18 protein-coding genes and 1 tRNA gene are annotated in these 23,879 nt (G+C 50.0%); 13 read left to right on the top strand and 6 right to left on the bottom strand.

From position 1 onward, the window contains the following. Positions 1 to 9 precede the first annotated feature (9 nt). Together fabZ and purH are read left to right on the top strand one after the other, a co-directional pair. A complete protein-coding gene (gene fabZ / locus AMF_RS09150) occupies positions 10 to 447 on the top strand; it encodes a 3-hydroxyacyl-ACP dehydratase FabZ (protein ID WP_035018105.1) in 438 nt (145 codons plus the stop codon). A 14-nt stretch (positions 448 to 461) separates the two neighbouring features. Further along, the gene (gene purH, locus AMF_RS09155; protein WP_010268524.1) at positions 462 to 2,003 is read left to right on the top strand and encodes a bifunctional phosphoribosylaminoimidazolecarboxamide formyltransferase/IMP cyclohydrolase; all 1,542 of its coding nucleotides are present in this window, start codon (positions 462 to 464) and stop codon (positions 2,001 to 2,003) included. A gap of 8 nt (positions 2,004 to 2,011) precedes the next feature. On the opposite strand, the gene pgsA is transcribed toward purH, so the two are convergent. Beyond that, positions 2,012 to 2,554, bottom strand: coding sequence for a CDP-diacylglycerol--glycerol-3-phosphate 3-phosphatidyltransferase (pgsA, locus tag AMF_RS09160; RefSeq protein ID WP_010266017.1), 543 nt, complete (start codon positions 2,552 to 2,554; stop codon positions 2,012 to 2,014). A 708-nt stretch (positions 2,555 to 3,262) separates the two neighbouring features. Between pgsA and AMF_RS09165 the strand changes: the two genes are divergently transcribed. Together AMF_RS09165 and AMF_RS09170 are read left to right on the top strand one after the other, a co-directional pair. After that, a complete protein-coding gene (locus tag AMF_RS09165; RefSeq protein ID WP_010268528.1) occupies positions 3,263 to 4,567 on the top strand; it encodes a cbb3-type cytochrome c oxidase subunit I in 1,305 nt (434 codons plus the stop codon). A 249-nt stretch (positions 4,568 to 4,816) separates the two neighbouring features. Further along, the gene (locus AMF_RS09170; RefSeq protein WP_241759959.1) at positions 4,817 to 6,619 is read left to right on the top strand and encodes a lytic transglycosylase domain-containing protein; all 1,803 of its coding nucleotides are present in this window, start codon (positions 4,817 to 4,819) and stop codon (positions 6,617 to 6,619) included. A gap of 6 nt (positions 6,620 to 6,625) precedes the next feature. Here the strand turns inward: AMF_RS09170 and AMF_RS09175 are convergent, their stop codons facing one another. Further along, positions 6,626 to 7,303: an SURF1 family protein gene (locus AMF_RS09175; RefSeq protein WP_010266019.1), complete on the bottom strand. Its 678-nt coding sequence runs from the start codon at positions 7,301 to 7,303 to the stop codon at positions 6,626 to 6,628. A 266-nt stretch (positions 7,304 to 7,569) separates the two neighbouring features. Here AMF_RS09175 and AMF_RS09180 point away from each other — a divergent pair, with 266 nt between their 5' ends. Beyond that, the gene (locus tag AMF_RS09180; RefSeq protein ID WP_010270707.1) at positions 7,570 to 9,663 is read left to right on the top strand and encodes a pentapeptide repeat-containing protein; all 2,094 of its coding nucleotides are present in this window, start codon (positions 7,570 to 7,572) and stop codon (positions 9,661 to 9,663) included. 92 nt (positions 9,664 to 9,755) lie between these two features. Here AMF_RS09180 and AMF_RS09185 read toward each other — a convergent pair whose 3' ends face one another. Beyond that, positions 9,756 to 11,006, bottom strand: a complete 1,251-nt coding sequence (locus AMF_RS09185; protein WP_035062485.1) for an iron-containing alcohol dehydrogenase — start codon at positions 11,004 to 11,006, stop codon at positions 9,756 to 9,758. A gap of 248 nt (positions 11,007 to 11,254) precedes the next feature. Between AMF_RS09185 and AMF_RS09190 the strand changes: the two genes are divergently transcribed. Continuing rightward, entirely contained in the window at positions 11,255 to 11,980 is a 726-nt protein-coding gene (locus tag AMF_RS09190) for a F0F1 ATP synthase subunit A (RefSeq protein WP_010266027.1), read from the top strand. Between the two features lie 234 nt (positions 11,981 to 12,214). Here AMF_RS09190 and AMF_RS09195 read toward each other — a convergent pair whose 3' ends face one another. Further along, positions 12,215 to 12,691 carry a hypothetical protein gene (locus tag AMF_RS09195; protein WP_012659100.1) on the bottom strand — a complete coding sequence of 159 codons (477 nt, stop codon included), beginning with the start codon at positions 12,689 to 12,691 and terminating at the stop codon, positions 12,215 to 12,217. Positions 12,692 to 13,368: 677 nt separating this feature from the next. On the opposite strand from AMF_RS09195, the gene AMF_RS09200 reads away from it, so the two are divergent. The 3 genes from AMF_RS09200 to AMF_RS09210 are packed head-to-tail and all read left to right on the top strand — an operon-like array spanning position 13,369 to position 14,594. Further along, on the top strand, positions 13,369 to 13,593 hold the full coding sequence (locus AMF_RS09200; RefSeq protein ID WP_010266033.1) for a F0F1 ATP synthase subunit C: 225 nt from the start codon (positions 13,369 to 13,371) through the stop codon (positions 13,591 to 13,593). 6 nt (positions 13,594 to 13,599) lie between these two features. After that, positions 13,600 to 14,100, top strand: coding sequence for an ATP synthase subunit B family protein (locus AMF_RS09205; protein ID WP_012659102.1), 501 nt, complete (start codon positions 13,600 to 13,602; stop codon positions 14,098 to 14,100). After that, positions 14,097 to 14,594, top strand: a complete 498-nt coding sequence (locus tag AMF_RS09210) for a hypothetical protein (RefSeq protein WP_010268561.1) — start codon at positions 14,097 to 14,099, stop codon at positions 14,592 to 14,594. The genes AMF_RS09205 and AMF_RS09210 overlap by 4 nt, the downstream gene beginning before the upstream one ends. Before the next feature lie 108 nt (positions 14,595 to 14,702). Here the strand turns inward: AMF_RS09210 and ftsA are convergent, their stop codons facing one another. Further along, complete coding sequence (gene ftsA / locus AMF_RS09215) at positions 14,703 to 15,941, bottom strand: cell division protein FtsA (RefSeq protein ID WP_080510997.1); 1,239 nt, start codon at positions 15,939 to 15,941, stop codon at positions 14,703 to 14,705. 67 nt (positions 15,942 to 16,008) lie between these two features. Beyond that, positions 16,009 to 17,580, bottom strand: coding sequence for a TrkH family potassium uptake protein (locus AMF_RS09220; RefSeq protein WP_010268567.1), 1,572 nt, complete (start codon positions 17,578 to 17,580; stop codon positions 16,009 to 16,011). Between the two features lie 120 nt (positions 17,581 to 17,700). On the opposite strand from AMF_RS09220, the gene AMF_RS09225 reads away from it, so the two are divergent. From AMF_RS09225 to secA, 4 genes are all read left to right on the top strand, one after another. Continuing rightward, positions 17,701 to 17,785, top strand: a tRNA-Ser gene (locus AMF_RS09225). Positions 17,786 to 17,812: 27 nt separating this feature from the next. After that, positions 17,813 to 19,156, top strand: coding sequence for a tRNA lysidine(34) synthetase TilS (gene tilS, locus AMF_RS10315; protein ID WP_029209839.1), 1,344 nt, complete (start codon positions 17,813 to 17,815; stop codon positions 19,154 to 19,156). Positions 19,157 to 19,168: 12 nt separating this feature from the next. Further along, complete coding sequence (ftsH, locus tag AMF_RS09235; protein ID WP_010268572.1) at positions 19,169 to 21,001, top strand: ATP-dependent zinc metalloprotease FtsH; 1,833 nt, start codon at positions 19,169 to 19,171, stop codon at positions 20,999 to 21,001. Positions 21,002 to 21,193: 192 nt separating this feature from the next. Beyond that, positions 21,194 to 23,812, top strand: coding sequence for a preprotein translocase subunit SecA (gene secA / locus AMF_RS09240; RefSeq protein ID WP_010268575.1), 2,619 nt, complete (start codon positions 21,194 to 21,196; stop codon positions 23,810 to 23,812). Positions 23,813 to 23,879 lie beyond the last annotated feature (67 nt).

Raw genomic sequence — 23,879 nt, forward strand, 5'->3', positions numbered from 1 at the left:
TAGATGACCATGGCGCTTGATCACAAGCAGATTATGCGGATGTTGCCCCACTCGTATCCGTTCTTGCTAGTGGATAGAGTTTTAGAGTGCATCCCTGGTAAGTCCATAGTCGCGCTAAAGAATGTAACCTTCAACGAGCCGTTTTTTGTGGGGCACTTTCGCGACAATCCAGTTATGCCTGGTGTGCTGATTATAGAGTCTATGGCACAATCTTCTATGCTGTGTGTCGTAAGCGACCGCGAAGGGGACGAGGCAAGCGGGAACCGGTCAGTGTATTTTATGTCGATAGATGGAGCAAAATTTCGCAGGGTGGTTGTTCCGGGTGATACCCTAACGATAAAATCGGCAGTAATCCACATGCGCGGCACCACCTGCAAATTTCAGTGCCATGCGTACGTCGGGGACGAGCTGGCATCCGAGGCACAAATTTTGGCAATGATGGGTTAAGGTACGCAAGAATAATGACTGCTTCCTCAACGGGCAGAACAGCCCTGATATCGGTATATGACAAGACAAATATTGAGAAACTCGCCCAGTTTATAGCAGCACGAGGGTTTCGCATAATAGCAACAAAAAATACATGTGGCCTGCTGCAGCAGGCTGGTATTCCTGCGGTTGAAGTTTCAGAGTACACCGGATACCCAGAAATGATGGACGGTAGGGTTAAGACTCTGCACCCAAAAATATTCGCCGGCATTTTGCGCAATGGAGACAGCCACGATTCCGAGTTGGACAGGCTAGCCGTAGATGCAATCGATCTGGTCATAGTAAATCTATACCCCTTCCAGAGCCTTGCAGCTGCTAAGGCCGCAGATGTTGCAGTGGTGGAGCAGATAGACATAGGCGGGGTGTCGCTTCTGAGGGCGGGAGCCAAGAATTTTCAGCATGTTACGGTTATACCCGACGTGCACGAATACGAAGGGCTGATGCAGGAAATGTCCAGTAACGGGAACGCAACAACACTCGAATATAGAAGGCGCATGGCCGCTAAAACTTTCGCCAACGTATCTTCTTACGATTCATGCATTCATGCGTGGTTAAACGGTACAGAAGCGCCAGACATGCCGCAAGAAATCACAATACGCGGAAGGAAAATTCAGGATTTGCGCATTGGTGAGAACCCGCATCAGAAAGCCGCCGTGTACGGCATGTATCACGATAGTTCACCTATGACATTGCCCATTGAGCAGATGCACGGCAAGGAGCTGAGCTTTAATAATATCGTCGATATCGAGTCCGCTGTTGCTATAGTAGCCGAGTTTGACGTCCCAGCAGTTTCTGTAATAAAGCACGGGAACCCATGCGGGGTGGCAGTTTCTAGCGCAAATGTGGACGATGCCTATGAAAAGGCAATTACTTGTGACCCAAAAAGCAGTTTCGGCGGGATAATAGCGTGTAATAGGCCGGTTACAGAGGAAATTGCACACAAGGTCGCAGACATGTTTGTGGAAGCGGTGGTTGCCCCAGATTTTGCTGAGGATGCACTGAAAGTATTGTACACAAAAAAGAACTTACGTGTGGTAAAGTGCACGCCCTACATGGCGAGTAGGTTGGTTTTCAAAAGCGCGCTTGGTAGCGGCTTGCTTATGCAGGAACGCAATTGCAGCACAATAGGCATTGACGACCTGCTTAAGGTTACAACTAAAACAGCGCCTCCCGCGGTTCTGCAGGATTTGCTGTTCGCGTGGCGGGTATGCAAGCATGTGAAGTCCAACGCAATTGTAATAGCACGTGACGGGCGCGCCATAGGAGTAGGCGCAGGACAAATGAGCAGGGTTGACAGCGTGGAGCTTGCTGTCAAAAAGGCACAAGACTGCACAGGTGCTGTTATGGCGTCTGACGCATTTTTCCCATTTGCAGATAGTATACATCACGCCGCGACTGCAGGCATATTTGCTATAGTGCAGCCTGGTGGTTCTTTGCGGGACAAAGAAGTAATAGAGGCTGCTGACGATAGTGGCATTGCGATGTACTTCACGGGCCTCAGGAGTTTTTGCCACTAACAGGAAAATCAGATTCCGGTTTTCTCAACCGCAGTGCGGGTGTACAGATACATGGAATATACCGACAATGCAGCCGCAACCCACAGAAGAAATTCCCCAATGCGCGTCACAACTCCCCCATCACCGACGATTAATACTCCAGTTGCAGTCATTTGCATTACAGTTTTGAGCTTGCCCATGCCGCTTACTGGCAAACTGGTGCCCGCAGCAATAAAGAATTCACGCATTCCGGATACCAGCACTTCCCTGCAGACAATAACGACGACGCACGCGACGCTCAAGCCCGTTATTTGCCCCACATATACCAGCATTATGAAAGCAGAAAGGACTATAAGCTTGTCGGCAACCGGATCAAAAAGCCTGCCAAACTTAGATTGCGCTCTCCACATGCGAGCCAGGTATCCGTCAAGGAAATCAGTTGCGCAGGCAAGCAGAAATATAGCCAAGGTCACATACCGGGCACATCCGCAACCCACATAAAAGCTGGAGACTACGGCAGGTATGGCAAGAACCCTAAAGATGGTCAGCATATTGGGCAAAACTTTCCTCAAGCCACTCCCCTCTCAACTCACAGCGCGCCCGCCTATCGGGACATCAAATACCAAGAGACCTAACAGCCGCGCACCGGACCTGTGGAAAGCGCAACATCCACTACACCTAAAGAAACAGCATAAAAACGCTCACCGCGCTGACACGCCTGTTTAAACCCATAAGCATTCTATAATGGATGCTTTCCGGGTTGACTGCAAGTCTAAAATACGCCAAATCGCCACGAATTAGCGCAATACCTGGCCGCTCTTGCCTGAAAAATCATCATGCCTAGAAAAGTGACACCCCGCTGCTTGAAAAGCCCAAATGGGAATAATGTCTATTCAGCCCTGGTTTCGGTGGCAATACTGCAGCGTGCGATTTGTGCACCCAAGTGTTAGCGCGCTTCCAAGACACCATTTTTGGGAGTAGTTCTAACACGCTGCTTGGTTTATCTATCACAGATTCTGTCCAATTGCCCCATATGTTGATGCCCTGCAGCCATTATTCACGCAGCCACAACTGGCCTCCGTAGCCGATGACGCAACGCGTTAGAAACCGTACGTAGTGTTGGCATTATAGCAACCAACGTTGCACTTTTGCCGCATTTTCAATGCATGAAGTAGCCGTTAAAGCCCTGGCGCGCGGTTATACCGCGCCATGGGACAACCTTTTTATTTGCCCGCGATGGCAATTACATATACTATATCCCCGTCTTAACATGGCTTTGTATGGCTTTCGTTGATGACAGAAACGTAAAGACTTGCCGTGGATGGGTTTTGGTCGGAGTCCACGCATTGGGAGTCTCCGGCATCCTGTCAATACTAGTAGTGTTCCTGAGAATGCCATTTCTCAAGTCAGTAATCACAAATGCTGACCAAGTATTTGGCCTGTCACTAGTACTGCACGTGGACCTTTCGGTGGTAGTGTGGCTGTGTTCGATGTCCTCTACGCTGATTAGTATGACCGTACACCATAAGCTAAGATACCTTGGGCACTGCTGGGTGGTGGCCGCAGTAGGCACTGCACTAATGGTGTTATCGGCACTCTTACAGGGCGCGGTTCCAATAAAAAGCAACTATGTACCGGTCATAGACCACTGGTTTTTTTTCGTAGGGCTGGGGCTGTTCTGCTGCGGGGTATTGCTCAACACCCTACCCTCAGTAACTAGGCGCAAAGACCAGCGCACTGACTTTCCCATGTTAGTGGGAATACACGGAATGTCCGCCATGATGACCGCGGCAGTGTTTTGCTTCATAACTGCATATTCTGCGACCGACAAAAACCTGGAAAGCTTGGTGTTTTACGAAAGGGTCTTTTGGGGCGCAGGACACCTCTTGCAAGGTGTGTTCGGACAAGCATTTTTGGTGGTGATGTTGTTGAAGATCAGGCATGGGCGCTTCACACACCCCTACTTGGTCAGCACAGTGTTCGCGATAAATGCCCTGTCCGTCATAATTGCGTCTGCAGCGCATATTATTTACCCACTAGATTTTGCATTACTAGCTGAATTTTTCACATGGCATATGCGGATAGCAGAGGCCGTGGTACCCGCCTTCCTGATAGTATTTGCAGGCGGTAATCTTAAAGCCTTGTTGCAGCGCGACAACAGACATCTGCTTTATTCCACAGTAATGTTCACTTACGGCGGCATTCTAGGCATCCTCAGCATGCATGGCACGGTCACAATACCCGCTCATTACCATGGGTGCGTCGTCGGAATGACCGCGGCTTTCATGGGGTTTGTATATCTCATGATGCCACAGTTTGGTTATAGGGCAGTCAGTCAGACTTGGCAAAACATACAACTGTTCGTGTATAGCGCAGGGCAGATGCTCCATATAACGGGATTAGAGTTGCTGGGAGGGTACGGAGCCTTACGTAAGGTGACCCATCTGCCAGACGCTGCATCAGCGGTTGCGCGCTATTGTTTTTCAGTGGGCGGCGCTATGGCAATCATAGGTGGGTTCCTTTTCGTTATGCTGGTTTTGGTGTGTGTGTATCGTGGAAGGGAAACAAAACATGGCACCTCATAGGTGTGCTTACCCCAAGGGTAGCCTAGTTTGCGGTGTGCGGTATTTAAAAATTTACCACACAAGCGTACCATCAACTCGAGGGTGTCTCAGGTGAAAGCGAGGCCTGCGACAGATAGAAGTCGCTGGCGCAAAGCGCTTGGTTGGGACGCAACGCCCTCATCTGCTCCCCCCAGTTACGTCATCGCCAAAAATTCTATGATCACCAGCTCTTTGCGCTGCCTGCTGTTGCGCATGGCATGCGTTTTCCTTATGTTGCCGTCAATAGCCAGCGGCTCTGGCCCGAGCATAGCGGTTCCGTGGACAATAAGAGAGCCAGAAATGCGCGGCTTTTCCAAAATGCTGGAGCACGCCAATAGAGGAAACTACAAAACAACGCAACGCATTGCAAAAAAGCTGGGCAAGGAGTACGTGGTGCTTGCACAGTGGCTGCGATTGCGCCATGACTGCGTCTCTCAAGAGGAGGTCAACGATTTCAAGTCAGCCCACCCAGAGTGGCCAAGCCCTGTTGCACACACCAAAACTGCCGTTATGACGTCTATCTCCGAGGTCAAGCCTGAATGCGGACGTCTTAGGAAAAGTGCGGTCTTCCTGAACTACAGCACCCTGCCCAGAGATGCGCTCATATCAGTGGCAAACCGGCTGCTGTGGACAAAAAGAATACGTGCGGCAGAGTATATAGCCAATAACCTCGGGGAAGAGGGCCTGGTTACCACAGCCAGAATAAGCTTTAGGCGCAACAAAAAAGACCTAGGCGGCATAGATGCGTCACCAGTTTTTGCGTCTATGAGCTCAGACTTTGGGCTCATGTATGACTATGTATCTTGGTATATAAAGAACAGACAGATCAGCGAAGAAATACTGCATCTGATGTCTTCGATACCCAAAGACCAAAAATACCGCAGGGAGCTTTGGTACCTCTACAGGTTGTACATCGGTGATATCATGTACTACAAACTCTCTAGGTTTTACGGCGCCGCATACGCGCTAGCCAGGGACTGCACAAGGCTTGTGGATGCCAGCACATTACCTGAAGTACACTGGCTTCTCGGGTGGATCGCACTTAAATGCCTTGAAGATTATGAAGCGGCCAACGCACATTTTACAGACTTTTATAACACAGCAAGAACACAAGAATACAAAAGTAAGGCTGCCTATTGGGCTGGGCGCTCTGCCGAAAAGTTGGGTGACGCCGATGAATCCCTCGGGTGGTTTAGGCTTGCAGCACTGCATAAGACAACCTTCTATGGCCAGCTTGCCCTTCTGCAGCTGGGCGTGAACAAAGTCCTGCTTGACACAAAAAGCGTCAGGTACAGTAATCTACACTACCTGCGTTGCAGGAAAAACCTGTTTGCAAAAATAGGGTATATGCTGTCTAGAGCGCAGCGCGATGATATCGCAGATCTGTTCGTGCAGCATGCAATAAAAACCACCAATAGCCCGGAGGTTGCCGGCATTATCACTGAGCTCGCCCTTGCGAGTGGCAATACCCACTCTGCGCTCAAAGGTGCGGAGTATATAGGATCTAAGCTTTTACTGCCGGAAAGCCTTTACCCACAACAATATTTGGCAGTGCACGATGACCATAAAGACATAGTGCTATCAATGATCAGGCAGGAGAGTAAATTCGACAAAAAAGCTAAAAGTCGGTCCAACGCGCTTGGGCTAATGCAACTATTGCCATCAACTGCGATGGAATTGGCGCGGGATTTACAAATAGAATACCAAGAGAGTAACCTTCTGGACCCAGAGTACAACATAATGCTGGGACATCACTATCTAACCAAGCTGCTTAAGACATATAATAATTTTCTGGTACTGGCCTTGGCAGCTTATAACGCAGGACCGGGAAATGTGAACCTATGGTTGAAAAATCTGGGAGATCCGAGGCAGTTGGAATCACCCGGAGCGCTCGCGGAGTGGATAGAGTCCGTACCATTCCCAGAAACTCGCACATACATACAGAGGGTGCTTGCAAATTTGCATGTGTACAATGGCATGTCGGGCAAAATTATGGCCCTAAGCCGGCAACAGAACCAAGTGTTCGCGCCTTAGTATGTATCACGCAGGACGCCTTGTTCCGCGTACATAGTAGACGTATCCCAGCAGCCAAACCAGGGCTAGGAAGTACCACGTTATGGCGTATTCAAGGTGGTCATTCCTGACTATAAGCGCCGAATTTGCTTGTAATCCGCCAGCAATAGTTGTGCCATCACCCCACAATATACAAGGCTCAAGGTCGGGCAGGCCAATGTGTTTTGACATGTTTTTTACGTCAAACCAAAACCATAGATTTTCTTCCGGACTGTTACGCACCACCCATCTGGATAGACTCCGCAACTTGCAGTGCAATACACCACCGACCAACCGCACGCTCAAATCGCTGGTGTCGGACACGGTGCTGATGTTGGTAAACACCCCTCTGTTTACCAGAATTCGCCGGCCATCTACCAACGAAAATGGCTGAAGGAAGTAATATCCTGCCTTGCCAGCGAAAACCCGTATATGTTTTTCGTCCTTAAAAACACCCTGTAACTTTACTTTCCTGTACGCGTAAGCATGCAGCTCCCCAGCAGGAAGAGTGACAGGGTCCATGCGCATTGTTTCAATAATATGCAACTTCTCCCGCAACCGTAGGAGCTGCCATGTACCCAATGATAGAAGCAAGGCAAGAGGCGCAAAACAACACACAACCAGCAGTGCATACCCTGCGCAACTGCGCGTTTTAAAACACATCATGCACTCCACAGAATGTTTGCCCCGCTCATAAGACTTGCATAATGCAAGACTTCCAACAATCTGGAGGCAACACTACGCCCAACATCTTCTCGGGAGTGTATGCCACTTTCCTCGTTGACACAAAGCAATTTAAGTGCCATCAAGTAGCAGCAGGGGGCGTGTATATGCGCCTTTTAATGCCGGTGGTCGTGCGTGAGTGGGGTTAATACTTTGTGAGTTTTTGCCTCCTACAATGTTGGGGGTATGTGGGTTGGTGTTGGGTGCGTATGAGAAAAGCAGACATAAACGCGGGCCGCTTGTCTTTTCCCTCAAAAAAACTGGCCTGGGTCGCAATTGTATGCGCATTCCTATCAGGAACCTTTCCCCACAATAGCAGCGCGCAGGCAGAAAAGCAGGAGGATCCCAGGCAGGCTTTTGTCAGGGATACTGAAAGTCTGAAAAAGACCTCATACACCAGGCGCGACTTTAGAGAGTTCATCGTAAAGTGTAACGCCAAGGGGGTCGCCCCAAATTTTAAGAAGGAGTTCGGCAGTAACCTTGCTGGGGCGGATTTTAGTGAGCTGGACATGCGGGGCGCAGTCTTTGAGGATGTTAGCCTCGTTCAGGCAAATTTTAGGCATAGCAATATCTCCAGCACCACATTTTCTGGATCAGACATGCGCGGGGCTAACTTTTCGAACACTGACCTAAATAGATCCCAGTTTGAATCGGTGGATCTAAAGTTTGCCAACTTTGCGCTTGCAGACCTCAACGAAGTTAAAATAAACTCCTCCGAAATCAGTTATGCATCTTTCCTCGGCGCAGACATGCAGTCCGCGGCAATCAAGAACTCGCAGGGAGTATATGCGGCGTTTACAAACGCTGATCTCGGTACAGTGTCGGTATTGAACTCAAACATGAGCAATGCAAACTTTCAGGATATAGAAGCAACCGGCATACTGATACAGGATAGTGATCTGACTGCTGCAAGGCTATTCGGCGCCAATTTAAACGGTGCTAGAATACAAAACTCTGTACTAAAGGGCTCTATCATGTACGGAGTGCGCATGAACTTTGCAGACTTCACAGGAAGTGATTTGAGCAACGCTAACATGGAAATAGCAAGCATCCACTCTGCGAGTCTTCACAATGCAAACTTGAGCAACGCTAACATGTACTCCGCCGATATTTATCATACCGATATGCGAAATGCTAATCTCAGTGGTGCAACTTTGGGCGGCGCAGTTATGGTGGGGGTGAATCTGCACAATGCGGTGCTGGCAAGGGCCGAGCTGAAGGGCACCGCGATATCTGAATCTATCTTGACGGAATCTGATCTGAGAGATATTACACTCGAGGCTAGCAGCATTTCTGACAGTACACTAGGTCTTGCCGTGCTGAGCAGAGCGAAAATCAGCAACTCTACAATATCGCGGACTGGCATGTCGTCAACCTTCGCACACACCGCAAATTTGAACAAAGTTACCCTAGAAAAGGTTGACCTAACAAATGCGGTATTGAGCGAGGTTAAGACGTCACAATCCGTATACAATGACGTAAACGCCAGCGAAATGGTATGGTCTGCGTCCGAGCTGCATGATGTCATAATACACGGCACCCTGCTGCAAAATTCTGTATTTGCCAATAGCAAGCTGGGGAAAGTAAGTATATCAGCAAGTAACGCGACAAGAGCTAGTTTTATAGAGTCAGAATTTGTCGGCACAAGTGTATATAGGGGCGTTTTGGCTGGATCTAGTTTTCAAGACTGCACGTTCGTAAACACTGTTATCATGGAAAACGACACAGTACCGGATGATGCGAGTGGTGCCGTCACATCGGAACAGGAACTGCAAGCATTACTCAAGCGCGAAAAAGTGCTCGATGTAAACTATTCGTATCTAGACTTTAGCGGCATGCAACTACACGAGATAGACTTTTCGAATTCCCGCCTGGCAGGCACTAACTTTCACGAAGCACAACTACACGACGTAAACTTCTCTAAAGCGGATCTCTCCTCTGCAGATTTTACCGACGCATCCTTGGTAGAGGTAAACTTCACGGAATCCAACGTCAATAAAGTAATCTGGCCTGATGGGACAATGGTCCGACAAGGGGCAAGCGCAGCACAGCCCAGTGATGACAGTAAAACCAAGGCCGCTGGTGGAACAACTGAGCAGCAGAGCAAAGCCCAAGACCAAAGCGAAAACAAACAAAAGAGCGGTGCCCCGCGGCCAGACGCTTCTAAACCCGACGAAAGCACCGCTGTTCAGAAGCAACCTGCAAATTCAAGCAATGGGCCCAGTCACGCCGGAGAGGCGCCCTCAACAGGGGGTGGAGCTACGCAACGAGAGCACGCTCCCGGTAGAAAAGCCCTGCGGTGAGGTAGCGGTGCGCAATCTGCATGAACGTTAGATCGGTTGAGGTGTGTGAGGCAGGGTGGCACTCTGTGGCTCTGCACTACAAATAAATTTAGTCACATTACCGGAACTTGCGCGTGGTGAGCAATGTCAAGAAATGTAAATCTGTCTCTAGTGGCAAATGCCAAGTTTGCTACCTCACCATACCTTGCGGTAGTCCACCCAACATGCTCGGGTAGATACGGGCTTTTGAGGTCGTGCAGAATTCTCTCCAGCAGCGTGGGATCAATAACCTCTGCTCTAACCCTCTCGGAGATGTATTCCCACTTTTCACTTATCACGTGGTTTAGACTTTTTGCGGCTTCGCTGTCTATGGACTTCCGAAGCAGCACATCGTAAAACTCCTGCGCTCGCTCTCTACCAAAATACTGTTGCAGTGAACGGCTATCAATGCAAGTTTGCACAAGTCGCGGTTGCATGTTGCACAGCTTTTTCTGTAGTTTCGCCAGCACTACCGTGGCAACCCCCACCCTTTCCCCGTGCAACAGGTTGTAGTCATCTAGAAGCTCGGTAGCGCAGGCCAAGATATGTTCCCCTTGGCTTGCGGACTGGCTCCCTCCAGCTATTATCATACCGACACCAGATAGGAGCAGAGCCTGCATGAGCAACATTATGGTATCGACATCCCGGGCCACCAGGCCTTGGTAGCTTTCTACGAGAGCGTGTTCTACATCTTCACTGATGAGAAAAGGCAGCTCGCTATATTGAGTGCCTAGAAATATATGCGAAAGTAACCAGTCTGCACGCGCTGTTGAGCGACAAATAAAATCTGCAAAGCCGCTATTTATCATCCTCGCCGGTGCGTTGGCCAGAGTGCCTGTATCTATATAGATGGCGCGCGGCAGTTGGCCGGCAAAAGATTTTTTTGTGCCGTTTTTAATCGTAATGGAAGCGTTGGGGGAGGTATATCCATTCATGGAGGGAGCGGTTGGAAACAGTATGTATTCCTTGCCTTCAGTTTTGCTCACATATTTACACACATCGTTTATTGACCCACTTCCAAGGGCAATAATGAAATCTGCACTTTTAGATGCATTCTTCACACAGTCAACCAGGGCAGTGGAAGCGCAATATTCTCCTTGAATCGTGTAGTGATTGAAGGAATTTAACACCGCACTACTGATGAGCTTTGCAGTGTTTGAGTCCGCAACTAAAAGCGCCCTGCCCGCGTAGTTGGATGCTATATCTGGAAGGCTGGCCAGCATACCTTGGCCTACATTTATAGCTCCAGTAATGTACTCAGCAACCTCAGCGTACCCGCCAGCAACAACATGTGGCAGAGCCATGTTTAAAAACTGAGTAGTCATGCACCATAACGCCGGCCAAAACCCATGTAGCGAGTATACATCCAGCAGCAGCGCATAGCAAAGAATATGCCCTACTGCCCAACCTATGTCTGGCGTACACACCGGTGGCTAAGCCCGCTGGGATTGCACCCTTAACCCGGTACGAATGGCTTTGTTCAGCCTGATAGGCCATGGTGATGACTTTAGTTGACTGGCGTCATATTCTGAGTGATACTGCCCAACGTAGTCTACATTGCGTTAGGTGTGGTTTGAGTCCGCTGGAACAGTTTAGAGTAACAAAGTTACTCGACATACCCGCTCTTTGGGGAATAGACCTGAGCTTCACTAATTGCTCGCTGGTCATGGTGCTTGCGTCCGTAAGCTCTATCTCGCTTTTGTGTTGGGCACTTAGAAAGGTCAACGTTGTGCCAGGGCCTTCCCAAACTGCAGTGGAGCTAATTTACGGCTTCGTCGCCAACACCCTTGAAAGTAACGCCGGCGCGGAAGGTCTGCGCTACATACCCTTGGTTATGACTACCTTTCTGTTCGTGCTGGCGTGCAACCTTGTGGGAATATTGCCATTTGGGTTCACCGCAACCAGCCATCTATCCGTCACGCTGGCTCTGTCACTTGTTGTTTGCACAGCAATCACGGTAATTGGTTTCAGGCACCAGGGGTTGCACTTTCTCAGGATATTCCTGCCCGAAGGTACGCCGCTGTGGCTGGCCCCTATGATGGTTTTTATAAAGCTGTTTGCATACGTGGCACGGCCGGTAAGCCTTGCAATACGTTTGGCAGCAAATATGATCGCCGGCCACACCATAATCGCGGTGATTGCGGACTTCGTGCTCAAGATGCATCTCGTACTAGCGCCTCTGCCATTTGCGTTCATAATGGCCCTGATAGCATTTGAGATCTTCGTTGCCATATTGCAGGCATATATATTCACCGTACTTACTACTGTGTACCTGTCTGACGCCGTAGCTGGCCATTAAGGCGTCCAAATCACCTAGTTGTTGAGAGTTACGCGCGCGGGGAGTGGCGCACCCACCGGCGAGGACGCCGCACGGCATCCTCATTACGCCTTCACCGGGGCAGTACTAAAAGCGCAGCACTCCGCTAGTACAACGTGTGCCACGTTACCGTCGCCCAAATGCAACTGGATTGCTCTAAGCACGTTGGGACTGGGCCGCCCTGTCCGCCGCCATTGCTGGAGCCACAACCTCCACTTACAGAACTGCAGCCAGGGGTCTGCTGAGCTCCCCCCCCCCCCCAACGGTAGCTGAACTCTGCGCTTGTGTTTGCATCGTGGGTTGTGCTGGCTCACTTGTAGCAGCGCTCCCTCCCCCAGTGGTGCTGTGCGGCCGTGCATACGTGGTGGACCAAGATGCTTCTCCTTCCAGCTCCAGATCCAACGACCTAGCGTGGTCAGCAGCACGGGCAATCGCGTATGTGGTATGCAGCACCGTACCCGCTAAAGCAACAGCAGGATGTGCTCCTAGGGCCGCATTGAGAACGCTAGACGTAACTGTATAGGTAGCCACACTGGTGGCACTATGTAATACGGCTTTATCAAAATCTGCATCGTTTTCACGCCATTCTGGATCATCTTCAGTAATGGCATCGGTGATGACATCGGCCACTTTGTCAGCAAGAAAATTGGCGACGACGAATGTAACCATTCCCGCAATAATTGGTAAAAACATACAAACTCCTAATTATAGTGCTATACAAAACTTGTGCGCAGGCCACACCTGGCACGGGCACCAACCTAGGGCAGCCACCGCCCTTGAAGCATTTGGGAATTACAGGTGATCACGCACACATACGGTAGGGTAATATACACGCCACTGGTGCAATGTCAATTCATAGCATAAACCTCATCCACCGCACAGTAACAGTAGGTTATCGCCAAACGGTGTTCGCACGCCTCAAGCATCCCTCAACCCTCGCGCGCCACGAACCCACACTTGGCTTCCCAACCACTATATCAGGAAATGCACGCCCACCGTGAAGCAGTACGCCACCGCCCGGTAGCGCAAGTGACTCCGCTCCACACCACGGCACACCAACTCCACAGCAACTCCTCAGCAACTCCTCAGCAACTCCTCAGCAACTCCTCAGCAACTCCTCAGCAACTCCTCAGCAACTCCTCAGCAACTCCTCAGCAACTCCTCAGCAACTCCTCAGCAACTCCTCAGCAACTCCTCAGCACTTGTAATGCTGAAATGCGAAGGCCACAGTCCACAAAACTCGCTTAGCGCTAGTGCTCCCAGATAGCATATCTAGCAAATCTCCTACTGTACGGCAGTCAATTACTAATTGACTTAGCATTGCAAGCCCTTATAATCTGTAGGGTTGAAGTTTGCACTGGTGGTGGTTTATGGACTCTTTGAGGTTTGTGGCCGTTGGGCTGAGCGTCCTGGGTATGGTGGCGTCTGCGTTTGGAGTTGCAGCTGTTTTTTCGGCCATGCTCAATGGCATCGCTCGCAATCCGGAGACAGAAGACAAGCTGAAGAAATATGTCTATACCGGCGCCGCCTTGGTTGAGGCTATGGGCCTGTTCTCGTTCTTGCTAGCACTACTTTTGATATTCGTGGCCGGCTAGCCAGCAATGGGCACCGTACCCCAGTTGGACTTTTCAGTATACCCCTCGCAGGTGGTCTGGTTTTCCTGCGCGTTTTTCTTGCTCTACCTTGCGGTTAGGTGGGTCGTTCCCAGGGTTGAAGACGCTATAGGTAGAAGGCACGCTGCAGCTAGCAAGTCCTTGGAGGGAGCTTCGGATGTTTGTGAGGCTATAGGGTTGAAGCTGCTTGGGCAGCGGGAGGCGTTGGAGGACGCAGAACTTAAGGCTGGAGACACGGTAAAAAAGGCGTTGGCCGAGGTTTCGCTGTGTGTTGAGGAGGCGCGCTCTCTGCTAGACAAGGAGGTTGGTGCTATGCTCGAGGTGGCAGAACAGCGTTTGGAAAAACTGCAGCAGGACACTCGTGGTGAGCTGATTGATCTTTCCGCTGAGGTTGCATTTATGTACTACGCTAAGGTGCGCGGCCACAATGAGGCGAAAAAGGCAGCACTGAAGAAGTTGGCCGCCAGATTATACGAGGGAAAGTTATGACTATGAGCACTCATTTGATAGTTGACCTTGCTTTTTGTGTGGGATTCGCATTGGCTTTCAATCCCGCCAGTAAGTTCGTTAGGCGGTTTTTGTCGAAACACTCAGATTCAGTGGGCGGCGTCGTGGAGAAGTCAGCCGATCTCGAGCGTGAGCTGGAGCTAATGCTTCACGATATATCAAAAAAGGAACACGAAGTAGATTCAGCAGTGGCTGAGATGCTCCGCAAGTCTGAGGAACAGTACAGGGCCATAGTGCAAAACGGGAAAAAAGAAATAGAAGAAATGCTTGAGGCTCAAATTAACCTGGCGACTGAGCGGGTTGCGTTTGAGGTTGATAACTTTGTAAAGTCTCTGAGGCTTGCTGCAGTTGACGCGGCTTCTGGTGCTGCCCGTAGCCTGCTCAGGGAAGAGCTGGAGGGTAAGGAGCGTGGTGACGGCGGTGATGTAGCCCCTTCACCAGAGCACGATGACGACATCGCAAAAAAGCTTCACTAGGCAGCGCTTGTAGTTGCGGCACGCGGCAGGGGTTCTGGCGTGTGCGATGTGTGGCAGCGAGTTTTCGTCGCGTGCACCTGTCTGGTGCGGCGACTGTACCCCGACGTGTTATGCGTTGCTCTTATCTGTAATCCACTTCAGCATCTTGCGTATTCTTCCGTATGACGGGCTGTGATTCCTATCCATTCCCTTGTAAAAGCTGTGCACTACTAGTAGTGCAGTACCGACGGCTGCAGAAAATATTGGATTTCTGTCATACTCTTTGTTCATACCATGAATTTGAGCAGGCAGACCAACCCTTACTTGCTTGCCTAGAACGTAATTGGCAACCTCCCGGATACTAGCCAAATTGCTACACCCTCCCGTTATCACAACTTTGCCAACAACATTCTGCTGCCTGTCCATCTCCCCCTTCACCAATTCTAGAATCTCCTCCACTCTCGGGCGAATAATGTTAGTCAAATCAGACTTCATTATGGAGCGCTCGTCTTCGCTGCCATCTTCGGTTTCAATGGCATAGTTCTTATCCGCCGAGGTGAGCATTATGTCCCCGTGCAGCACTTTCACGCGCTCGGCATCCTTGACGCTTATACACAATCCGTACGCTATATCTCTGGTTATGTGCATTCCACCCAGGGGAATTGTACTTGCATGCACGAATTTGCCCCTATCAAATATCCCAATAGAGGTGTAATTCCCCCCTATATCGAGAATCATAGTTCCCAGCTCCTTTTCATCCTCCGTGAGGCAAGCCAACCCCGATACATACGGCTCCGCAACGCAGCCACCCATGCTCAGGTTGTTATCGGCGATGCAATTCTCGATGTTAAGAAGGGCAAGCTTCGAAGCGGTAACCACGTGCATATCAGCACGTAACTTCCTACCATACAGCCCTTTCAGCTCCGTAACATCGCTGAGGTCATCCAAATGATAGGCTATTGGAATGTTGTGGACTACTATATCATCCCCAGAAAATTTCTCATACGTCTGAAGCATGATCTTGCGCACGTCACGATCCGATATCTCGTGCACTGTAGAGCACATCTCATTCGAGATGTTATGCGACGCAATGCTACACCCAGACACATTAACATACACCTGGTTCATCGTGTGCTCGGACGCCTGTTCCGCAGCATCCACACTGGACAATATAGAGTATCCGGCATGTTGTTTGTTGGAAATCGCACCGCCATTTACGCCGTCAGCGGCTTTATACCCCACCCCCATGACTGTAGGCACGCCGTCACTACGCATTTTCACGGCGAGGCACACCATTTTTGTGGAGCCCATGTCTAAAACTGCAAACACGTTCTTCCGGGGCTCCGTCATCACGGCAGAATGCAACACAACACGATACCCTTTTACCCTTCCACCCCGGAGCAATATATGACAGATCCGGGTTCATCTTATATGGTTATCGGAACATATCAAGCATTTTTGCTCCCCTACCAATCCCCAGCAAGCGCCCTGCACCGCCTCGCAGCAGAGACAGTATAAGCACAAAAACTGGAACGAGCTCTAGCCGTCCGATCAACATTAGTACCGTCAATACAAACTTGACGGTTGCAGACACCGGGGCATACGTACCATGTGGCCCGACAACATCACCTATGCCCGGCCCCGTATTCGTAAAAGTTGATGAAACAGACGTTACAATTGTTGCCAAGTCGTCTTCACTCCAGGCAACAATAATGCATGCGATGCAAAATACGAAAACATACAAAAAGAAAAACGCACCGGCTTCAGGCAAGGCCTCCTCCCGCGCTGATTGCTCAGACACGGTGAATGGAGTCCGCATGAGCATGTGTTTGACGTATCTGTATCCACCGCGTACCAGGATAACTATTCTATGCATTTTAAGGCCGCTATTAGTGGAACCGGAGCATCCTCCACATAAGGTTAGGATTGTCCCAGAAACGGCTAAAAAGCCCCAGGAGCTGTAGTCGCAGTTAGAAAACCCGGTAGAAGTCACCAGTGAAACGAGTATGAAGGCTGAGCGTCGCAGCACCTCAGGAAACTCCGCCTCGGGAAGCATGTTTCTGCTGTATAGGTTGACCGCACCCAATAGCGAAAATACCACAAGTACGCACACGAAGACAACAAACTGCTTGGATCGAAACCTGCCCTCAAGCGCCAACCTAAGATAGACTACAAACGGGCAAGAAGACAGCAGCATAAAGACAATGGCGACGATCTCAATTGCAGCGCTGTTGAAGTGGCCCAGCGAGCTGTCGTAATTTGCAAAACCACCCGTGGAAACCGTACTCATCGCATGGCATATTGCATCAAACGCAGACATGCCGGCTATCTTGTAGGCACCCGTACACAGTACTAGCAACATAGCATACATGCAAGAAATGTACAGCACAGTTCTGAAAACACTCAACTTGAACCGTTGCCGCGCTGTGGCGGATTCAACGCCGTAGATATCCTTAAGCCCAACAACTTTCAGGCATGGTAACAGCAACACACCAATGGCGATAACTCCCAACCCACCGATAAAGTTTAGCATCACGCGCCACAGTAGTATTCCCGGCGATTTCGCTTGTAGATTATAGAGCACCGTGGCACCAGTGGTGGTAAGCCCAGACACAGCTTCAAACAGCGCATCAGCATAAGACAACTTGGCTGTCTCCGAGACAAGAAAGGGTATTGCGGCCAGAATTGACAGCACAGTCCACACGGCACAGATGAGATATACGGTTTCATGCCGCCCTATGGGGCCAGATTTCCCAAAGTGCAGACACACCGATCCAACAACAGCAGACACCGAAAAGGCAGTGGCAAAACCCTCCCAATCCTCTCCGCCCATGAAGAAGTCTACAGCCATTGGAACCAAGAGGAACAGCGCAAACAGCAGGGAAAATGCCCCCTGCACGAAGACCAGGGCGCGCCAATGCGTTAGGGATGTATCACACGCCTCATTGCGCACAGCAGCCACCAAAAACCAGCACTCGCGACACCCTAGCGCAGATGCAGCACTCACGTGAACCGCGCGCCCTTGGGGTGTCCTATCACAAAAAGTGTTTTATGTCCATGAATAATATACGGGTTACGTGAGCCCAAATTTGTGCGCATGCACGCCTTTTTCTGCTACAATCGACGCGGAGAGATGGCTGAGCGGTCGAAAGCGCACGCTTGGAGAGCGTGTACACAGCAATGTGTCGGGGGTTCGAATCCCCCTCTTTCCGCGTTTTATTCCACATGGAACAGTAAAGTTGGAGTCTGCAGCCCTAAAAAAGCTCAATAGTCTAGAGCTGAGTGGTGGCTACGCCGTTGCGGTATCTGGTGGCGTGGATAGCATAACATTGTTGAACCTCGTGGCGGCATTGCACAAAACACAAGCTACCAGCCGCCCAGTCGTGCTGACGGTAAACCACGGGTTTCGCGCTGAGGCAGATCATGAAACTCGCTTCGTACAAAAGCGGGCCGTGGCGCTCGGGCTAGATTGCGAAATACTGCGCTGGAACCGGCATCGCACGTCTAGCAAGTCTCAGGAAACCGCTCGGGAGATTAGATACAGCCTGCTGCACCAGTGGTGCACGGAGCATTCAGTCAAATTTCTACTCACCGCACACAACAAGAGCGATCAGGCAGAAACTGTACTTATGCATTTAGAGCGTGGTAGCGGCATTGACGGGCTATCTGGCATGCATGAGCGGTCTGTCTTCGGGGATATTACCATTTACAGGCCCTTACTCGGCTTTACTAGGCAGGAAATCTTAGAATATGCAACCCAAAAACAGCTATCCTGGGTGGAAGATCCGAGCAACCAGGATCCTAAATATAGAAGGACGTTTTTTCGCAACTTAATAGCGGAAAGCAAAAATCCTGGAGTTGTTGTAGACAGACTATGCAGAACTACATCACACATGCATAGAGCACTTGCTTGCATTTTGCACTACGTGCGGTCTTCGCTCGATTACTGTCTGGAATTCAGCCCTTTAGGTTTTATAACTGTAAAATCGCAGGAATTACGTAGCGTGCCCGAGGAAATCGCGTCCAGATTGCTGTTACTATCGCTAATGGCTATGGGGGGGAAGGACCATAAGCCGCGGTATTCCGCTTTTTGGCCAATTTTAACAAAAATACTCCAGGGCCAAGATTTTACCCCGCGTACACTGCATGGGTGCAAGGTACGTAAAGAGCCAGACGGGAATTTCTCTATAGTGCGCGAACTTGCACGCATAGAAACCAAAATTGGCGTAAAAACTATAGCTGAGACTATTCAATGGGACCGAAGATTCGCCATAAAGATAATGTGCACGCACAATGCATCAGCCGCGGAAACCACATCATGCAGCGCTAAACATGCACCAAACCCATCGGAAGAGACACAAAACTTGTACATCACCCCACTGGGCAATGGGTCACTACCTGAACATCTAGTACATGTTAACAGAGATGTTGCATGCAGCCTTCCGGTGCTCGCCCATGGAGATAAAGTTCTTGCGTACCCCTGGCAAAACCATAATATAGGGGTCTCTCCAACCATCAGTGTGGAGGAAGTTCTGGTTAGAAGGGGCGTGATTAATCTAATTTGCCATCAGCTTTATCGGTAGGGGTCACTCGTCATGAATTTTAGGAAAGTGGCTGAGGGGTTGATTGTATGGTCAGCAGTGATTGCCCTCACTGCTGTGCTTTACACCCAGTTTGGTGACAAGATTATAGGCAACAAGGAACTACGTGTACCTTTCTCCGAGTTTCTTGTAAAGCTAGATGCTGGGGAAGTTGAGCATGTTAACATAACAGAGCGCGAAATATCAGGAAAGCTGCGTGACGGCACAAGGTTTAGGACCGGGGGCGTGATATATGATAGCCTGATAAAAACCTTGCACGCTCAGAAAGTTACTTTTGAGTTCTCATCTGGAGAAACAGTGCTGGGCATCCTGGGCAGCTTGCTCATTTCCTGTCTGCCGATGTTATCCCTGGTAGTTATATGGTGCATCTTCCTCAAACAGATTCAGGTTGGGGGCAACCGCACGATGAGTTTCAGCAAGTCCCGCGCAAGGCTTATGACCGATAACCGCGGCAAGGTCACATTCGAAGACGTGGCCGGCATTGATGAGGCAAAAGAAGAACTTGTAGAGATAGTAGACTTTCTCAAGCATCGGCAAAAGTTTCAAAAGTTAGGTGGAAAAATTCCGAAAGGGTGCTTGCTGATAGGCCCACCTGGGACTGGTAAAACGCTGTTAGCTCGTGCAATTGCTGGTGAGGCCAGCGTCCCCTTCTTTAGCATCTCTGGTTCTGATTTCGTAGAAATGTTTGTTGGTGTAGGAGCCAGCAGGGTGCGGGACATGTTCGAGCAGGGGAAGAAGCATGCGCCATGTATAATTTTCGTGGACGAGATAGACGCCGTAGGCCGGCATCGCGGCATAGGTCTTGGTGGGGGTAATGACGAACGCGAGCAAACGCTGAATCAGTTGCTTGTAGAAATGGATGGATTTGAATCCAACGATGGCGTAATCATAATCGCCGCAACCAACCGCCCAGACGTTCTTGATCCCGCCTTGCTAAGGCCGGGTAGGTTTGACCGGCAGGTTACTATATCCATTCCAGATATAAACGGGCGTGAGAAGATTATAAACGTGCACGCTAAAAAGGTGCCCATGGCCCCGGATGTTGATGTCAGAGTAGTGGCAAGGGGGACCCCTGGGTTCTCCGGTGCTGACCTGGCCAATTTGGTCAACGAAGCCGCGTTGATTGCTGCCAGGCTTAACAAGAAAGTCGTCACTATGAGTGACTTTGAGTACGCCAGAGACAAGGTCATGATGGGCGCCGAAAGGAGGTCTATGATTATGACGGATGAGGAGCGCCGCCTTACTGCGTATCACGAAGCTGGGCACGCGGTAACGGCATTTCACAACCCCGCCTCCGATCCTATACACAAAGCTACTATCATACCGAGAGGTAGAACACTGGGTTTGGTAATGCGCCTGCCAGAAACTGACAGAGTCTCGCACACGAGAGAAAAAATGCTTGCTGACTTGGTAGTGGCCATGGGGGGCAGGGCCGCAGAGGAGCTGATTTTCGGATACAGTAAAGTGACTAGTGGTGCATCTTCGGATATTAAGCAGGCCACAGAATTGGCTAGATCTATGGTCATGAAGTGGGGCATGAGTGATAGTGTAGGACCTCTTTACCACAGCGACGACCGGAACGAGTCAATTTCTGACAACATGGCAAACCTCATAGACGAGGAGGTAAAGTCTATAGTATCGAAAGCGCTTGAAGAGGCTAAGGCCACCCTGGAAAAGCACATTAACTCCCTACATGTGATAGCGGAAAACCTTCTGGAATTTGAGACGCTTACCGGCGACGAAATAAGCGATCTGATGTCCGGCAAGAAAATAACCAGGAATGAGGGAGAAGCTAAACCAATAAAGCGTTCTTTTGTGCCGGACTGACGCTGGTTTCGCTTGGGTTGCCCCATCATCACTGTTGCAGCTACAAATTTGTCTGGCGGTCGGTTAGTCACCGCGTGGATCTTCCAGCATATTAATCATTGAGGAGATATCCGTGGGCTTTTGTCAATTCTGTTGTGCTTTACTCAGCTTGAGCATATAATCCGCGTTCCGGTACCTCTATACGTAGTCCCTATGTTGAGCATGGCAAAGCGGGTGTTCTGGCCGTACGGTTATGGGTCCGGCAGGGCCTCGTTTCACAAAATTGTCAAGAACATCAACGCGATGGAAGAGGGGCTATCTGCGCTTTCAGATAGCGAACTTTTTTCCAAGACTAGCCATTTCAAAGAATTGCTCGCAAGCGGCCAGACCTTAGATGACCTCCTCGTTCCAGCATTTGCAGTAGTACGCGAAACCGCGCGTAGGGTGCTGAATATGCGCCACTTTGATGTACAGCTCATTGGAGGCATAGCCCTACATAGGTGCATGATCGCAGAAATGAAAACGGGGGAAGGTAAAACGTTGGTGGCAACCCTCGCCGCATATTTGGGCGCACTAGAGGGTGCGGGGGTGCATGTGGTCACTGTGAATGACTACCTGGCGCGGCGCGACTCCGAATGGATGGGCAATATATACCAGGCCCTGGGAATGAGTGTGGGTTGTATCACGGGGTCATCTTCGGATGAGCAAAGAAAGGCAGCGTACGCGTGTGATGTGCTTTATTCAACAAACAATGAACTCGGGTTCGACTATCTGCGTGATAACATGAAATTCGGCAGAGAGTCCATGGTGCAGCGGGGGTTTAATTACGCGATCGTGGATGAAGTAGATTCCATTCTGATAGACGAGGCGAGAACTCCGCTGATTATTTCTGGACCAGTAGAGCGCGATAGCGCCCTATATGGCAGGGTAGACTCATTAGTGCGGGCACTGACGCCGGAGGATTATGAGGTGGAGGAGAAGAACAGATCCGCATTCTTGACTGAAGAAGGTGCGGTCAAGGTTGAAAAAATGCTTCTGTCAATGGGGCTCATTCCCGTGGGGTCTTCTCTGTATGATACCGAAAACATAGTAATGATGCACTACGTGAGCCAGGCTCTGCGTGCCCACAAGCTGTTCGCCGTGGACAAGGACTATATAGTAAAAAATGGCAATGTAGTCATAATTGACGAGTTCACCGGACGGATGATGGAAGGGCGCAGGTATTCGGACGGGTTGCATCAGGCATTGGAGGCTAAAGAGAGGCTTACCGTCAACAGCGAAAATCAAACCCTGGCATCTACCACATTTCAGAATTACTTTCGCATGTATCGCCGCATTTCAGGCATGACTGGAACTGCGGCAACCGAAGCGGATGAGTTTCTGGGAACGTACAATTTACAGGTAATGCAAATCCCAACCAATGTCCCCGTAAGAAGGGTAGACATGGATGATGACGTGTATTGTACAGAAGAGGAAAAATTCGAAGCGGTTATAGACTTTATAGTAGAGTGCAACAAGCGGCTGCAGCCGACACTAGTGGGCACCATTAGCATAGAAAAATCCGAACTTTTGTCTGAGATGCTTACAAAAAGAGGAATAAAACATTCTGTGCTGAACGCTCGGTACCACGAAAAGGAGGCATACATCATAGCCCAAGCAGGCAGACCCGGAGCAGTGACGATTGCGACCAATATGGCGGGTCGGGGAACAGACATACAACTTGGTGGAAACCCCGAAATGCTTGCGAAAGACGAGCTGTCAGGCATCACATCTGATGAGGAGCGCAGCGCAAAGTACGAGCAACTCGTGGCACAGACAAAACGTGACAGGGACGTAGTGGTTGCGGCGGGGGGTTTGTGTATTGTTGGCACAGAACGGCACGAAAGCAGGAGGATTGATAACCAGCTCCGTGGAAGATCTGGCCGGCAGGGGGACCCCGGATTGTCCAAGTTTTTCCTTTCCTTAGAGGACGATTTACTGAGAATTTTCGGCTCAGATAAAGTCAAAGGAATGTTAAAAAAGCTCGGCATGAAGAGGGGCGAGGCAATTCAGCATAAATGGATAAGCAAGGCTATAGAGCGCGCACAAAAAAAGGTCGAGGCGAGAAACTACGATATACGCAAGTCTCTACTCCGGTTTGACGATGTAATAAATGAGCAGAGACAGGTTGTGTTTGAACAACGCAATCAAGTGCTTGACAATGACACATATGATTTCGCATTCATGTATCACAGCGTGAACCAAGATCTGGTTTCGCGCGTCGTCAAGGACAAATATTATGACCCTAGCCCGGAAACGTGTGAGCCTCTGTTATCGGAAGTTAAGCGAATATATGGGGTAGAATTAGAGCCTGAGAAGCTGCAAAATTTGGAAACCAAGGAGCAGGTGGTGGGCTATCTAGATTCATTCGCCCAGGAATTGCTAGAAAAGAAAGCCGCAGAGTTCGTCCACAACGGGGAGAACCTCTGGGATTTTGCCGCAAGGCGGGTGTTGATCACGTCTTTGGACCATATGTGGATTGAGCATTTGTCTGCGCTTGACAGCCTAAAGTGCGGTATTAACCTCCGCTCCATAGGGCAAAAAGACCCCTTGAATGAATTTAAAATAGAAGCTTTCACCATGTTAAAGCACATGCTGTTGAAGTTTCACGAGATGGTGATACAAAAGCTATCAAGCATGCGGCTAGAGCGGGATGCTAGCCCTGCCACACAGCACATGTTCAGGGCTGCGCGTGGGGGCGACTCGCCCTTTAGTGGCATTTCTCGTAATGAGAAGTGCCCCTGCGGATCTGGCAAAAAATTCAAGCACTGCCACGGCATCCTGCAACTCTGATCCTCTCTCAGAAACGGCTGGGCCCGCGTCGTCGCACTCAGCGCTATTTTCACTCACACTGAGTACA

Origin of the sequence: Anaplasma marginale str. Florida, assembly GCF_000020305.1 — a bacterium.
GTDB classification, from domain to species: Bacteria; Pseudomonadota; Alphaproteobacteria; order Rickettsiales; family Anaplasmataceae; genus Anaplasma; species Anaplasma marginale.